Origin of the sequence: Marilutibacter penaei (assembly GCF_014145395.1) — a bacterium.
GTDB lineage: Bacteria > Pseudomonadota > Gammaproteobacteria > Xanthomonadales > Xanthomonadaceae > Marilutibacter > Marilutibacter penaei.
In genome coordinates this window covers 60,563-73,989 of record NZ_JACHTE010000001.1, presented here as the reverse complement: position 1 = coordinate 73,989, position 13,427 = coordinate 60,563, and the positions used below count along the sequence as shown (strand labels likewise).

General features: G+C 69.9%; 11 protein-coding genes. 7 read left to right on the top strand and 4 right to left on the bottom strand.

The window, feature by feature from the left end; all coding sequences use genetic code 11:
• Window positions 1-25 precede the first annotated feature (25 nt).
• From H4F99_RS00290 to H4F99_RS00275, 4 genes are all read left to right on the top strand, one after another.
• Window positions 26-736 carry a pirin family protein gene (locus H4F99_RS00290; RefSeq protein ID WP_182667718.1) on the top strand — a complete coding sequence of 237 codons (711 nt, stop codon included), beginning with the start codon at window positions 26-28 and terminating at the stop codon, window positions 734-736.
• An 83-nt stretch (window positions 737-819) separates the two neighbouring features.
• Entirely contained in the window at window positions 820-1,023 is a 204-nt protein-coding gene (locus H4F99_RS00285) for a zinc-finger domain-containing protein (protein WP_182667717.1), read from the top strand.
• Between the two features lie 184 nt (window positions 1,024-1,207).
• On the top strand, window positions 1,208-2,338 hold the full coding sequence (locus H4F99_RS00280) for a glycosyltransferase (RefSeq protein ID WP_182667716.1): 1,131 nt from the start codon (window positions 1,208-1,210) through the stop codon (window positions 2,336-2,338).
• The gene (locus H4F99_RS00275; RefSeq protein ID WP_182667715.1) at window positions 2,319-3,644 is read left to right on the top strand and encodes an O-antigen ligase family protein; all 1,326 of its coding nucleotides are present in this window, start codon (window positions 2,319-2,321) and stop codon (window positions 3,642-3,644) included. Before H4F99_RS00280 ends, H4F99_RS00275 begins: the two co-directional genes overlap by 20 nt.
• Before the next feature lie 23 nt (window positions 3,645-3,667).
• On the opposite strand, the gene lpxL is transcribed toward H4F99_RS00275, so the two are convergent.
• Window positions 3,668-4,579 (bottom strand): LpxL/LpxP family Kdo(2)-lipid IV(A) lauroyl/palmitoleoyl acyltransferase, encoded by a 912-nt coding sequence (gene lpxL, locus H4F99_RS00270; protein WP_182667714.1) that lies wholly within the window; start codon window positions 4,577-4,579, stop codon window positions 3,668-3,670.
• Window positions 4,580-4,648: 69 nt separating this feature from the next.
• Here lpxL and waaA point away from each other — a divergent pair, with 69 nt between their 5' ends.
• A complete protein-coding gene (gene waaA / locus H4F99_RS00265) occupies window positions 4,649-5,998 on the top strand; it encodes a lipid IV(A) 3-deoxy-D-manno-octulosonic acid transferase (RefSeq protein WP_182667713.1) in 1,350 nt (449 codons plus the stop codon).
• 117 nt (window positions 5,999-6,115) lie between these two features.
• Here waaA and H4F99_RS00260 read toward each other — a convergent pair whose 3' ends face one another.
• The 3 genes from H4F99_RS00260 to H4F99_RS00250 all read right to left on the bottom strand — a co-directional run bounded on the left by H4F99_RS00260 (window position 6,116) and on the right by H4F99_RS00250 (window position 8,998).
• Window positions 6,116-7,516: a TolC family outer membrane protein gene (locus H4F99_RS00260; protein WP_182667712.1), complete on the bottom strand. Its 1,401-nt coding sequence runs from the start codon at window positions 7,514-7,516 to the stop codon at window positions 6,116-6,118.
• 20 nt (window positions 7,517-7,536) lie between these two features.
• A complete protein-coding gene (locus tag H4F99_RS00255) occupies window positions 7,537-8,205 on the bottom strand; it encodes a protein-L-isoaspartate O-methyltransferase family protein (RefSeq protein WP_182667711.1) in 669 nt (222 codons plus the stop codon).
• Window positions 8,206-8,350: 145 nt separating this feature from the next.
• A complete protein-coding gene (locus tag H4F99_RS00250) occupies window positions 8,351-8,998 on the bottom strand; it encodes a TetR/AcrR family transcriptional regulator (protein ID WP_182667710.1) in 648 nt (215 codons plus the stop codon).
• A gap of 144 nt (window positions 8,999-9,142) precedes the next feature.
• On the opposite strand from H4F99_RS00250, the gene H4F99_RS00245 reads away from it, so the two are divergent.
• Both H4F99_RS00245 and H4F99_RS00240 read left to right on the top strand, forming a co-directional pair.
• Entirely contained in the window at window positions 9,143-10,213 is a 1,071-nt protein-coding gene (locus H4F99_RS00245; RefSeq protein ID WP_182668107.1) for an efflux RND transporter periplasmic adaptor subunit, read from the top strand.
• Between the two features lie 5 nt (window positions 10,214-10,218).
• Window positions 10,219-13,383: an efflux RND transporter permease subunit gene (locus H4F99_RS00240; protein ID WP_182667709.1), complete on the top strand. Its 3,165-nt coding sequence runs from the start codon at window positions 10,219-10,221 to the stop codon at window positions 13,381-13,383.
• Window positions 13,384-13,427: the final 44 nt, after the last annotated feature.

The window sequence follows — 13,427 nt, the reverse complement described above, 5'->3', positions numbered from 1 at the left end:
GCAGGGGCGCCCGGACAGGCAGACCATGATCATCGAACGTCGCTCGGCCGACCGCGGCCGCGTCCACGCCGGCTGGCTGGACAGCCGCCACACCTTCTCCTTCGGGCATTACTACGATCCGGCCTGGATGGGCTTCGGGGTGCTGCGGGTCATCAACGAGGACCGCGTTGACCCGGGTGCGGGTTTTCCCGCGCACGGCCACGCGAACATGGAGATCCTCAGCTACGTGGTCGAGGGCGCCTTGTCGCACCAGGACAGCAGCGGGGGCGGGGGCGTGGTCGGTCCGGGTGAACTGCAATGGATGGGGGCCGGCCACGGCGTCGAGCACAGCGAATTCAATGCGTCGGCGACGGAACCGGTGCACTTCCTGCAGATATGGATGCAGCCGGACCGCGTGAACGCATCGCCGGCCTATGGGCAGCGGGCGCCCACGCCCGCCGATGCCACCGGGCGCTGGCACCTGCTGGCGTCTCCCGACGGTGCGGACGGCAGCCTCGCGATCCGCCAGCAGGCCCGCCTGTCCGAGGCGCGGCTGGAGCCGGGACAGGCGATTGCCGCCGACCTGCTGGACAGCCGTCGCTACTGGCTGCAGGTGGTCCGCGGCGAGGCGACCGTGGAGGTGGCCGACACCGTGCGCGTCATGGAAGCGGGCGATGCCCTTGGCCTGGCCGGCGAAGCGGGCGCGATGCGGCTCTCGGGCAACGCCACGGTGCTGCTGTTCGACCTCCCGGCCTGAGGCCTGGGCTCGTGGGGGTCGCGTAACGCGTGCTGCGGGGCTGGTAGAATCGCACTCCCGCGTCAGCCATTCCCCGCGCCGCCATGAACGCAGCCGCTCCTTCGCACACCCCCCAGCAGGCCAATGCCGAGCAGCGCTATGCCGTCACGCGCGCGGACCTGCCGTTGAGTTGCCCGACGCCGTCGATGGCGCTGTGGAACTCGCACCCGCGCGTCTACCTGCCGATCGAGGCGGAGCACGAGGTGCAGTGCCCCTATTGCGGCGCGCACTTCATCCTCGAGGATTGATCGCGTTGAAGCCGGGCGGGCAGCGCGCGGCACGACGCGCCGTGAGTCCGTCCAAGGGCGGTGACATGCCCGGCACGCCGGCCGCGTATCGCCCTGCAGCGCTCTGCCCACGCGGGTTCCCGGGCGCGGTGGGGGTCGGGACACCGCTCGCAACCGGCGCTTCCCTGACCGCGGGCGTTGCCCCATGAAACGGGCGACGATCCTCCAGCTCCTGCCCGCGCTTGAATCCGGTGGGGTGGAACGTTCGACGCTGGAGGTCGCCGAAGCGCTGGTCCGTGCGGGCCACCGGGCGCTGGTGGCCTCGGCGGGAGGGCGGCTGGTGCCGCGCCTGCAGGCATTGGGGGCGGAGCACATCGAACTGGATATCGGACGCAAGTCGCCGCTGACGTTGCTGCGGGTGGGCGCGCTTCGCCGTCTGTTCGCGCGCGAGCAGGTGGATATCGTCCACGCGCGTTCGCGTCTGCCAGCCTGGCTGGCGGTGATGGCGCTCCGCGGCCTTCCGGCCCCGAGCCGGCCCCGTTTCGTCACCACCGCGCACGGGCTGAACTCGCCGTCGCGCTACAGCCAGGTCATGGCCCGTGGCGAACGGGTCATCTGCGTGTCCGCGACGGTGCGTCGCTATCTGCTGCAGCATTATCCGGCGACCGACGCATCGCGGCTGGTGGTGATACCGCGCGGCATCGAACCGGCGGCGTTTCCCGCCGCGCCCCGGCCAGACCCGGCCGCGCGCGCCTGGGTGGCGGGCCTGCATCCCGCATTGGGCGGGAACGGCCCCCTGTTGCTCTTGCCGGGCCGCGGCACCCGGTTGAAGGGCCATGCCGATGCGCTGGGTCTGCTGGCCGCGCTGCGCGAAGCAGGCACGGACGCCCGGCTGTGGCTGCCGGGCGCGCGCGAGGCGGGGCGCGAACGCTACATTTCCGAGCTTGAGGCCGAGGCCCGGGCGCTGGGCATCGCGCCATGCGTGGCCTTCACGCCCCCGACCGACGCCATCGCACGTGCGTATGCCGCGAGCGACCTCGTGCTGCAACTCTCGCGCAAGCCGGAAGCGTTCGGACGCACGGTGATCGAAGCCTTGGCCTGTGCACGGCCGGTGGTGGGCTGGGCGCACGGGGGAGTCGGCGAACTGCTCGACGAACTCCAGCCACGCGGTGCGGTCCCGCCGTTCGACACGGCGGCGCTGCGGCATGCGGCAGCGGCGTTGCTCACCCCGGGCGAGCGTGGGCGCCCCGCGCCGGCTGCCGGTACGATGTCCGCCTATACCCTGCGCGCGATGCAGGACGCCACGCTAGCGGTCTATGACGAACTCCTCGACTGACATCCCGGAATCCCCGCCCACCGCGCCCGCCGCCTGGCGTTGGGCCCCGGTCTGGGTGCTGCTGTACGTGGCCCTGTGGCCGGCGCCGGGCTATGCCGAAGGGATCCTGGTGCTCGGTGCGCTGGTGGCCATCGTCAAGCTGCTCGTTTCGCGTTTCCGGGGCGGCACGCGCCTGCTCAGCGGCCAGGCCTGGGCCCTGACCAGCGTCCTCTTCTTCGCCTACTGGCTGCCGGAACTGGTGTCGGCCTTCGATGCCGTCGACGTTCCGCGCGCACTGAAGGAAGCCGCGGTCGACCTGCGCTACCTGCCGTTCCTGTGGCTGGCCGCCGCCGCGGTGGCCGATACGCCCGCACGACGCACCACCTTCGGCGGGCTGTCGGTGATCGTGGCCGTGTGGACGCTGGACGCTCTCGTGCAGGCGATCACGGGCAACAGCCCGCTGTTCGCCGGGATCGACAGCATCAAGCACGCGATCAGCGGGCGGGGCATGTGCAGCGCCGAGGACATCGCGGGTGTCGACCGGCTCAGCGGCATCCTGGGTCCCTGCAACCTCAAGCTCGGGCTGGTGCTCGCCAGCCTGTCGCCGTTCGCGCTCTATACCGCCGGGCGACGGGCCGGGACCCTCGGCTGGCTGGTCGCGGCCGGAGCGGTCGGGGTGGTCGTGCTGCTGGCGGGCTCGCGGGCATCGTGGCTGACGTATGGCCTGGTGCTGCTGCTGTCCGGCTGGCGGCTGCTGGGCTGGAAGAAGCTGCTGGGCGTGTTCGCCTTCGGTGCCGTGCTGTTGGCGGTGTTGAGCCTGACGTCGCCGCAGGTCGCGCAACGCGTCGAACGCACCGCCCACGCGCTGACCGGCGACGAAGTCGGCGTGGACACCGCACTCTCCGGCCGCGCCCGGATCTGGGGCGCCGCCCTGTGCATGGCGCGCGAGCACCCTGTCAACGGTGTGGGCGCGCGCGGGTTCCGCGAGGCCTTCCCGGCGTGCGATCCCGATCCGGGCGAGCTCGCCGCCTGGGGCGAGGGCCCTGCCTACCATGCCCACCAGATCGTGCTCGAGGTCCTCAGCGAAACCGGTGGGTTCGGCCTGCTGCTGTGGCTGGCGGGGGCTGCGCTGGCGTGGCGCGCATGGCGCTATGCGCCGGAGCGCGACCGCGAACACGCGCGTCCTGCGATGCTGGCCCTGGCGGTCACGGTCTTTCCGCTCAACACCCACCTCGCCTTCTATTCGACCTTCTGGGGCGGATTGACGCTGTTGCTGGCCGCCCTGTATGCCGGGAGCCTGCTGGCGCGGGACGCCGGCGCCGAGTAGCGGGCCCTGCCTCGCGCGGATGCTCAGTAAGGCGACGCCTGGCCTTCGGGCCTCCGCTTGAAGCGACGGTGGATCCACAGGTACTGGCTGGGTGCCTCACGCACCATCGCCTCGATCGCTGCATTGACGCAGGCCGTGTCGGCGACCGGGTCCGGGGAGGGCACTCCGGCCAGGGGCGCGCCGAGCCTCAGCACGTAGTCCGCGCCTTCGCGGCGGTGGAAGAACGGGACCACCGCGCAGCCGCTCATCCGCGCGAACTGGTGGGTCGCGGTGATGGTCGCCGCGGGCACGCCGAAGAACGGAACGAACACGGTGTCCTTGCCGTGCATGTCCTGGTCGGGCGCATACCAGAGGATCCCGCCCTGCTTGAGGTGCCGGATCGCCGGCCTGACCTCCTCGTTGGCGAACATGGCCGTCGCGTAACGCTGCCGTCCGCGCCGGACCGCCCATTCCATCACGGGGCTGCGGTAGCGGCGGTACATGCCCGCCAGCGGCAGCCGGTCGCACATCAGCCGGCCGCAGATCTCCAGTGTCATGAAATGGCCGGATACCAGCAGCACCCCGCGTCCTCCTGCGCGGAGTGCCTCCACCTGTTCCACGCCTTCGATGCGGACCGTGCGGCGCATCGGTGCCGCGGAGCCCCACCATGCGCGGGCGAACTCGAGGAAGCCGATGCCGAGGTCGCGGAAACTTTCGCGCAGCAGGCGCGCGCGGTCGGCTTCGGGCATTTCGGGGAAGCACAACGCCAGGTTGGCCGCCGCGGCACGGCGCCGGTCCCCCGCGAGGACGAACGCGAGCGCGCCGATTCCGCGCCCGAGCAGGCGTTGCACGGACCACGGCAGCGCGGCAGCGAGCACCATCACCCCCAGGCCCAGCCAGGTCGGCCAATGACGGGGGCCCATGGGAGGGCGGGGAAGTGGCGTGTCGTCGCGCATCGGACGATTCTAGCGGCGCCTCCTCCGGCCGTCCCACCCGCGGCGTGATGCCTTCGCTATCCTGTGCGCATGCGGAGCGACCCCATCGAGCGCCTTCTACGCGGCCTGTATTCGGCCGTGCTCTACCTGCTGGTGCCGATCACCCTCTACCACCTGATCTGGCGTGGCTTCCGCCAGCAGGCGTACTTCCTGCGCTGGCCGGAGCGTTACGCGGTGTATCACGGCGCCGCCGCCAGCCGGGAGCAGGGCGCCCGGACGGTCTGGATCCATGCCGTGTCGGTCGGCGAGGTCAATGCCGCGGCGCCGGTCGTCAACGCCCTGCGCCGTACCCGTCCCGACCTGCGGCTGCTGCTGACCACGATCACGCCGACCGGTTCGGACCAGGTGCAGGCGTTGTGGGGCGGACAGGTCGACCACGTCTACCTGCCCTACGACCTGCCCGGCGCGGTGGGCAGGTTCCTCGACCACTACCGGCCCGCGGTCGCGCTGATCATGGAAACCGAACTGTGGCCGAACCTGCTGTTCGGGTGCCGGGATCGCGACATTCCCACGTACATCCTCAATGCACGACTCTCCGAACGGTCGCTGCGAGGCTATCGTGTGCTCGCGCCGCTGGTCGCGCGCGCGCTGCGGACGGTCCACCGCGTGGCCGCGCAGTCGATGGCCGACGCCATGCGTTTCGTGCGCCTCGGCGCCCGGAGCGAACAGGTGGTCGAAGCCGGCAACCTCAAGTTCGACGTGCCGACGCCCGAGGGGCTGGATGCCTTCGCACGACAATGCCGCCAGGCCCTCGCCGGCGCGCCGGTGTGGATCGCCGCGAGTACCCATGAAGAAGAGGAAGCGGCGGTGATGGCGATGCACCGTCGCTTGCGCGAGCGCCACCCCTCGCTGCTGCTGTTGTGGGCTCCGCGCCACCCGGAACGTTTCCGCGTCGTGGCGGAGCTGGCCCGGTCGTCGGGGGCCCGGGTCGGGACCCGCTCGCGTGGGCAGTGGCCCCGGGCGGACGACAGCGTGTTCGTGGTCGATACGCTGGGGGAACTGATGCGTTTCTATGCGGCGGCCGACGTGGCGTTCGTGGGCGGCAGCCTGCAGCCGGTGGGCGGGCACAACCTGCTGGAGCCCGCCGCCGCCGGTACCGCGATCGTGACCGGCCCGCACCTGCACAACTTCGCGGGTATCGCGAAGCTCTTCCGGGAAGCGGGGGCACTGCGCATCGGGAGCGATGCCGATGCGGTGGGCCGCCATGTCGCCGACCTGCTGGAGGACCCGGTGTCGCGCAACGCCATGGCCGAGGCCGGCCATGCGCTGGTGGAGTCGGGCCGGGGCGCGCTGGCCTCGACCCTCGCCCTGGTCCAGCCGGCACTGCCGCCGGTCCCGCCCGCGGTCGGCGCGGAGCGCAGCCAGCGCCCGCGCGGCTGACCGGCCCGGCGCCCGGGAATGCCATCCGGGCTCGTGGTGTGCGCAGCTGCCGCCCAAAGCCGCCCAAAGAAAAGGCCGGCGATGGCCGGCCTTCCCAATCCCTGCGATGGCAATGCCTCAGGGCGCCGCGCTCGTGTCCGCCGCGGAGATGTCCACCGTCAGCATGCGGTTCACTTCCATCACGTCGTCGCCTTCCAGGGTACCCGCCGCCTGCTCGAGCAGCAGCCGGGCCTGCAGGAAGTTGTAGCGCGACTCCGCATACGCCTGCTGCGCGCTGAAGAGCGTGCGCTGGTTTTGCAGGACGTCCAGCACGGTCCGGGTGCCGACTTCCAGCCCGACGTTCGAGGCATCGTATGCGCTCTGGGCGGACACCAGCGCGGCACGGCGGGCTTCCACCTCGCTGATGCCGGCGACCACCGTCTGGTAGGCATTGCGGGTGTTGCGCTCCAGTGCGCGGCGCTGCTGTTCTAGCTCATCCTGGACGACGTCGCGCTGGGCCAGGGCCTGGCGCACGCCCGACTGGGTCGCGCCGCCAGCGAAGATCGGCACGCTCAGGGTCAGCCCGATGCTGCGCGACTTGCTGCTGTTCTCGTAGTCGTTAATGGCATCCGAGATGTTGTTCGTCTGGGTGCCGTCGTTCTCGGTGCCGCCATAACGCCCACCGAAATACAGCGACGGATAGTGGCCCGAGCGCGCGGTGCCGACATCGGCCTCGGCCGACTCCAGCTGGTAGCGCTTGGCCTGCAGGGCAGGGTTAGCGTCGATCGCCGTCTGCACCCAGTCCTCGACGCCCATCGCGTCCGGCAGGGTGGGCTGGAAGTCGGCCGGAAGGCCCTTCAGGACGCGGATCGGCTGGCCGGTGATCTCCGCCAGGGCCTGGTACGCATCCTCGACCGCGTTGCGGGTCTGGATGGTGATCGCGCGAGCGCTTTCATACTGTGCGCGCGCTTCGTGCACGTCGGTGATCGGCGCCAGGCCGACCTCGAGGCGCTTCTCGGCATAGTCGAACTGCTTGCGCGCGGCCTCTTCCGCGGCCTCCGCCGCCGCCAGCGTTTCCAGCTGCACCAGCACCGTGAAATACGCCGCCGAAGTGCGGGTGATCAGGTTGTCGCCGGCCGACTCCAGCTGGTAATCGCTGGCGGTGCTCAGCGCGCTGGCGCTGCGGTAGCGCGTGATGCGCGAATGGTCGTAGACCATCTGGTCCAACTGGATCCCGTAGTCGCGGGCGGTGACTTCGTTGGTGGTGTCGCTGTTGGTCGGCGGCAGTCCGGCGAACACCTGGCTGCCGTCGGAGTCACTCCGGCTGCGGGAAATGCCCGCCGACCCGTTCAACTGGGGCAGCATTGCCGCACGGGCCTGCACGCGTCCCTCCTGGGTCACGAGGCGGCTGGATTCCGCGGCGGAAAACTGCGGGTCGCCGGCACGGGCCAGCTCGTAGGTCTGCATCAGGTCCTCGGCCGAAGCCAGCGAAGGCACCAGCGCGAAAGCGAGGGCAAGAACGAGGGGGCGGCGGATCATGCGGGGTCCTTTTGATTCTTTCAGAACTCGAAAACAGGCGCGGGGGCCGCACCGGCAAGGTAGGGGAGGTCGGTCTCGAACAACGATTCGACGCGTGCCGCGTTGACACCGTCGCCGCTGCCCGCGTGCATCAGCAGCGCTTCCATGGCAGGCGCGCGCCCGCGGACGGCGAACAGGCGGCCACCCGGCTGCAGCCATTCCAGGAACCGTTCCGGCACGGTGTCGACCGCGCCGGTGACGCAGATCGCGTCGAAGCGGCGGCTGTTGTCCCAGCCGAAGGCGTCCGCATGGATGATGCTGGCGTTGGCGATGCCCTGCTCGACGAGGCGCGCACGCGCGCCATCGACCAGGTCGGCGTGGCGCTCGAGGCTGATGACCTCGCGCGCCAGGCGGCTGAGGCAGGCGGTGAGATATCCGCTGCCGGTGCCGATCTCGAGCACGCTTTCCCCGGCCTGCACGTCGATGGATTGCAGTGTCCGGCCTTCCATGACCGGTTTCATCATCGTTTCCCCATGCGCCAGCGGCAGCGCGAGGTCGGCGTAGGCGAGGTTGCGGTGCGCCGGAGCGACGAAGGACTCGCGCGGCAGGGCACCGATCACGTCGAGGATGCGCGGGTCGAGCACGTCCCAGGGGCGGACCTGCTGCTCCACCATCAGTTCGCGTGCCTTGGCAAAATCCATCGTCGTCATGTTCGTGTCTTCAGTTCGCGCGGTAGCCGGACATTCTAATCGAGCGGCCGGCACGCGGCGGCGACGGCGGCGCCATCGCAGGCGCAGGATGCCGTGGGGAGGCCAGGTGATTTAGTGCCATAAGTCACCATGACACATCGCGTATTCAGGTCCGTGGGGCGCGGCCGTAGGCGCGCAGGAACATGTCGACGGAGGCCCGCAGGTGCGCCTCGGGGCTGCGTGTCCCGGGCTTGCAGCAGCCGAACACCAGCTGCGCATGGGGCTCGCCCTTGAGCAGGGTGAAGAACTGGCTGGCGGCGCAGTCGACATCGTCGATGTCGAGCTCGCCGGCCTCGATGCGCCGTCGCAGGAGCTGGGCGAAGTCCGCCTGGACACGCATCGGCCCCGCTTCCCAGAACAGCCGGGTCAACGGCGAATCGGCCATCTGCGGCGAGCACATCATCCGGTGGCCGGCGACCGCCTCGGGCGTAGTGATCATCGCGTAGAAGGCATCGGCGATCTCGAGCAGGCGGGTGCGGATGGGCAGGTCCGGACGCATTTCGAACAGCGAAGTCGGCAGGCTCTGCTCGCAATGCGCCTTCACCGCGGCGGCGAAGAGGCCTTCCTTGTCGCCGAAGTGGCTGTACACCGTGAGCTTGGACACGCCGGCCTCGGCCGCGATCTGCTCCATGCTGGCGCCGGCGAAGCCGTGCTGGGTGAACATGCCCTTGGCCGCTTCCAGGATGGCGGCGCGCTTGGCCGGATCCTTGGGGCGGCCCGGGCCTGCGGGGCGAGTGGGATGCTGCGAGGACATGACGTAATACTAGACTATCGGGTTCTATATTTATACAGTACCCGTCAGTTCATTAATATTCGCCGAGGCGCCCCCATGCCGTCCCCCCGCCCCCTGTGCCATCCGGGATTCAGACGATTCGCCATTGCCGCCCTGCCCGTGCTGATGCTGGCCGCGTGTGGAGGCGAGGCGCCGGAGGAAGCGGCCCGTCGGCCGGTACTGGTCACCCATCCGGTGGCGATGACGACCGGCAGCGACACCTTCGTCGGCGATGTGCGTGCGCGGGAAGAAAGCCCGTTGTCCTTCCGTGTCGGCGGGACCCTGGTGGAGCGCAAGGTGGACGTGGGTGATCGCGTCTCCGAGGGCGAGTTGCTGGCCGTCATGGACGGTGACGACTACGGTGCCCGGGCCCGCGCCGCGCAGGCGCAGCTGGCTGCGGCCGAGGCGGAGCTGTCCCGCGCGCGCGCCGACCAGGCCCGGATGTCGAAGCTGGCCGACGAGCAGCTGGTCAGCCGTTCGGCGATCGACGCGCAGGACGCGGCCGCGGTTGCCGCGCAGGGACAGGCCAATGCGGCCCGTGCCGAACTGCAGGTCGCGCGCAACCAGGTCGAGTACACCGAATTGCGTGCCCCGGCCGCGGGCGTGATCGCCGGACGCGAAGCCGAGGCCGGCCAGGTCGTGGCCGCCGGGCAACCGGTGTTCACCCTGGCCGCAGACGGTCCGCGCGAGGTCGCCTTCGCGATTCCGGAAGGGCAGGTGGAATCCCTGCGTCCGGGGATGGCCGTCGAAGTATCCCTGTGGTCGTTGCCGGGCAAGCGCTGGCCCGGGCGCATCCGCGAGATCGCCCCGGCCGCGGATCCCGCTTCCCGCACCTATGCCGCGCGTGCCGCGGTCGACGCCGATACCGCCGAGGTCGAGCTGGGCCAGAGCGCTCGCGTGCACGTGGAGGCCAACGGCACTGGCGCGCTGGGTGTACCGCTTGCGGCACTGGTCGAGGTCGACGGCGAGCAGGCGGTCTACGTGGTGGACCCTTCCACCTCGAAGCTACGCCTCCAGCCGGTTCGCACCGCCGCGTTCGGCGCCGAGCAGGTCCCGGTGCTGGAGGGCGTGGGTCCGGGCGACTGGGTGGTCGCCGCAGGCGCGCACCTCCTGCGCGATGGCCAGGCGGTCTCGCCGGTTGACCGCGACAACCGGCCAGTGGCCGCCAACGGCGCGCCCGCGCCCGAAGCGGAGTAGGCGCGATGCGCTTCAACCTGTCCGAGTGGGCGCTGCGCCACCGCAGCCTCGTGGTCTACCTGATGCTGGTGGTGGCGATCGCCGGTGCGTTCTCCTATCTCAACCTCGGCCGCAGCGAGGACCCCGAGTTCACCTTCAAGGCGATGGTGATCCGGACGATGTGGCCCGGCGCGACCGCGGAGGAAGTGTCGAAGCAGGTCACCGAGCGCATCGAGAAGAAGCTGATGGAGACAGGGGAGTACGAGTTCATCCGCTCGTACTCGCGCGCCGGCGAGTCGCAGATCATCTTCATGGCGCGGGATTCCATGCGTTCGAAGGAGATCGAGCCGCTGTGGTACCAGGTCCGCAAGAAAGTGGGCGACATCCGCGCGACCCTGCCTTCGGAAGTCGTCGGCCCGTTCTTCAACGACGAATTCGGCGACACCTTCGGCAACATCTACGCGTTGACCGGCGAGGGCTTCGACTACGCGGTCATGAAGGACTACGCCGAACGCATCGAGCTCGCGCTCCAGGAACTGGGCGACGTCGGCAAGATCGAGCTGTTCGGCGTGCAGGACGAGAAGATCTGGATCGAGCTGTCGAACGACAAGCTGGCCACGCTGGGCGTACCGGCCGCGGCCGTGCAGCAGGCGCTGGAGCAACAGAACGCGGTCGTCCCGGCCGGCTTCTTCGAAACCCCGAGCGCGCGCGTGCCCCTGCGCGTGGATGGACGGTTCGAGTCGGTCGATGCGATCCGTGCGTTCCCGATCCGCGTCGGTGACCGCACCTTCCGCCTCGACGACCTGGCCGAGGTCCACCGCGGATTCGCGGACCCCGCGGCGCCGATGATGCGCTACCAGGGCCGGGATGCGATCGGCATCGGTGTCGCGATGCGCGAGGGCGGCGATATCCTCGAGCTCGGCAAGACCCTTGATTCCGAGTTCGCGCGCCTGCAGGAAACGCTCCCGGCGGGCATGGAACTGCATCGCGTGGCCGACCAGCCGGCGGCGGTGGATGCTTCGGTCGGCGAGTTCGTCAAGGTACTCACCGAGGCCGTCGTCATCGTGCTGCTGGTGAGCTTCCTGTCGCTGGGCCTGCGCACCGGGCTGGTCGTCGCGCTGTCGATCCCGCTGGTGCTCGCGATGACCTTCGCGGTCATGTATTTCTACGGTGTCGGCCTGCACAAGATCTCGCTCGGCGCGCTGGTGCTGGCGCTTGGCCTGATGGTCGACGACGCGATCATCGCGGTCGAGATGATGGCGATCAAGATGGAGCAGGGCTACAGCCGGATGAAGGCGGCCGCCTTCGCCTGGGAAAGCACCGCGTTCCCGATGCTGACCGGCACCCTGATCACCGCGGCGGGCTTCCTGCCGATCGCGACCGCAGCGTCGAGCACGGGCGAGTACACCCGGTCCCTGTTCGAGGTGGTGACGATCGCCCTGCTGGTGTCGTGGATCGCCGCGGTGATGTTCATCCCTTACCTCGGCGACAAGCTGCTGCCCGACCATGGCCATGCGGCGACGCTCAAGCCGGGCTCGATGGCCGCGCGCTGGCATGCCGCGCGCCAGCGCTGGGCCGACCGGTACCCTGCCTTCGCCGAACTGATCGCGCCGCCACCGCATGACGGTCGCGACCATGATCCCTATGCGACGCCGTTCTATGCGCGGTTCCGGCGCCTGCTGGGCTGGTGCGTCGGCCACCGCAAGACGGTCATCGTGGTGACGGTCGGGGCATTCGCGGCCTCGGTCCTGCTGTTCCGCTTCGTGCCGCAGCAGTTCTTCCCGGAGTCCGTGCGCCCCGAGCTGATGGTCGACATGGAGCTCGCCGAGGGCAGTTCGCTGAAGGCGACCGAGGCGCAGGCGCGACGACTTGAAGCGATCCTCGCCACCCGCGAGGACCTGGACAATTACGTTGCGTACGTCGGCACCGGGTCGCCGCGCTTCTACCTGCCACTCGACCAGCAGCTGCCCGCGGCGAACTTCGCGCAGTTCGTGCTGCTGCCGAAGGATACGGACGCGCGCGAGGCGGTCCGCCAGTGGATCATCGAAGACGTGGTGCCGCAGTTCCCCGAGCTGCAGTTGCGCGTGACCCGCCTGGAGAACGGACCACCGGTCGGCTACCCGGTGCAGTTCCGCGTGTCGGGCGAGCACATCGACCAGGTGCGCGCGATCGCCAACGACGTGCGCGCGAAGATCGAGGAGAACCCGCACGTCGCCAACGTCAACCTCGACTGGGACGAGCCGGGCAAGGTCGTCCACCTGCGCATCGACCAGACCCGTGCGCGTGCGCTGGGCGTGAGTTCGGCCGAGGTCGCGCAGTTCCTCGGCGGTGCCCTGTCCGGCTCGCCGGTAAGCACCTACCGCGAGGGCGACGAGCTGATCGAGATGCGCCTGCGCGGTACCGAGGCCGAGCGCCTCGACCTCGACGGCCTGCGCAACCTGGCGATCCCGGTGGCGGGGGGTACCAGCGTACCGTTGTCGCAGGTCGCCACGCTGGAGTACGGCTTCGAGGACGGCATCATCTGGCACCGCGACCGCAAGCCGACCATGACCGTGCGTGCCGACATCTACGACGGCACCCAGCCGGCGACCGTGTCCGCGCAGATCTCGCCGACCCTGGATGGCCTGCGCGAAGCCTTGCCGTATGGCTACTCGATCGACGTCGGCGGCAGCGTGGAGGATTCGGCGCGCGGCCAGAACTCGATCGCGGCCGGCATGCCGCTGTTCCTGTTCGTGGTGTTCACGCTGCTGATGATGCAGTTGCGCAGTTTCTCGCGCAGCGTGATGGTGTTCCTGACGGCGCCGCTGGGCCTGATCGGCGTGACGCTGTTCCTGCTGGTGTTCCGCGTGCCCTTCGGCTTCGTGGCGATGCTGGGCACGATCGCGCTGGCCGGCATGATCATGCGCAACTCGGTGATCCTGGTCGACCAGATCGAGCAGGACCGCGCCGATGGGGCGGACGCCTGGCAGGCGATCATCGAGGCGACGGTGCGACGCTTCAGGCCGATCGTGCTGACCGCATTCACCGCGATCCTCGCGATGATCCCGCTCTCGCGCAGCGTGTTCTTCGGCCCGATGGCGGTGGCGATCATGGGCGGCCTGCTGGTCGCCACGGTCCTGACGCTGTTGTTCCTGCCGGCGCTCTATGCGGCGTGGTTCCGGGTGCGGATGCCGGAGTCGGCACGCCGCTGAGCCGGGTGCAGGGGGGGCTGGCGGTGCCAGCCACCCCTGCGAAC

Excerpts from the sequence above, each read along its gene's own strand:
- H4F99_RS00290 (WP_182667718.1), top strand. The coding sequence starts at position 26 with ATGATCATCGAACGTCGCTCGGCCGACCGCGGCCGCGTCCACGCCGGC.
- H4F99_RS00285 (WP_182667717.1), top strand. The coding sequence starts at position 820 with ATGAACGCAGCCGCTCCTTCGCACACCCCCCAGCAGGCCAATGCCGAG.
- H4F99_RS00280 (WP_182667716.1), top strand. The coding sequence starts at position 1,208 with ATGAAACGGGCGACGATCCTCCAGCTCCTGCCCGCGCTTGAATCCGGT.
- H4F99_RS00275 (WP_182667715.1), top strand. The coding sequence starts at position 2,319 with ATGACGAACTCCTCGACTGACATCCCGGAATCCCCGCCCACCGCGCCC.
- lpxL (WP_182667714.1), bottom strand. The coding sequence starts at position 4,579 with ATGCGCGACGACACGCCACTTCCCCGCCCTCCCATGGGCCCCCGTCAT.
- waaA (WP_182667713.1), top strand. The coding sequence starts at position 4,649 with ATGCGGAGCGACCCCATCGAGCGCCTTCTACGCGGCCTGTATTCGGCC.
- H4F99_RS00260 (WP_182667712.1), bottom strand. The coding sequence starts at position 7,516 with ATGATCCGCCGCCCCCTCGTTCTTGCCCTCGCTTTCGCGCTGGTGCCT.
- H4F99_RS00255 (WP_182667711.1), bottom strand. The coding sequence starts at position 8,205 with ATGACGACGATGGATTTTGCCAAGGCACGCGAACTGATGGTGGAGCAG.
- H4F99_RS00250 (WP_182667710.1), bottom strand. The coding sequence starts at position 8,998 with ATGTCCTCGCAGCATCCCACTCGCCCCGCAGGCCCGGGCCGCCCCAAG.
- H4F99_RS00245 (WP_182668107.1), top strand. The coding sequence starts at position 9,143 with ATGCTGGCCGCGTGTGGAGGCGAGGCGCCGGAGGAAGCGGCCCGTCGG.
- H4F99_RS00240 (WP_182667709.1), top strand. The coding sequence starts at position 10,219 with ATGCGCTTCAACCTGTCCGAGTGGGCGCTGCGCCACCGCAGCCTCGTG.